This window comes from Microseira wollei NIES-4236 (assembly GCF_020521235.1).
Taxonomy (GTDB): domain Bacteria; phylum Cyanobacteriota; class Cyanobacteriia; order Cyanobacteriales; family Aerosakkonemataceae; genus Microseira; species Microseira wollei.
In genome coordinates this window covers 1-225 of record NZ_BLAY01000805.1, presented here as the reverse complement: position 1 = coordinate 225, position 225 = coordinate 1, and the positions used below count along the sequence as shown (strand labels likewise).

1 protein-coding gene is annotated in these 225 nt (G+C 48.9%); it reads left to right on the top strand.

The genetic code is table 11. The features are described from left to right. The coding region (locus MiSe_RS50560; RefSeq protein WP_226595169.1) for a hypothetical protein at positions 1-225 on the top strand (225 nt) is incomplete at both ends.

Sequence of the window (225 nt, the reverse complement as noted above, 5' to 3'; positions counted from 1 at the left end):
CAAACGATAACGTCGCCGAAGGAAATCATAGCGGCACTATTTCTCATACAGCTACCAGCAGCGACGCCAACTATAACGGAATTACGATTAATTCCGTTACCGCCAACATCACCGACAACGATACCGCCGGAGTCACAATTACCCAATCCGGCAGTAGCAGGAATATCACCGAAGGTGGCGCGACAGATACCTACGAAATTGTACTAACTTCACAACCAACTGCCG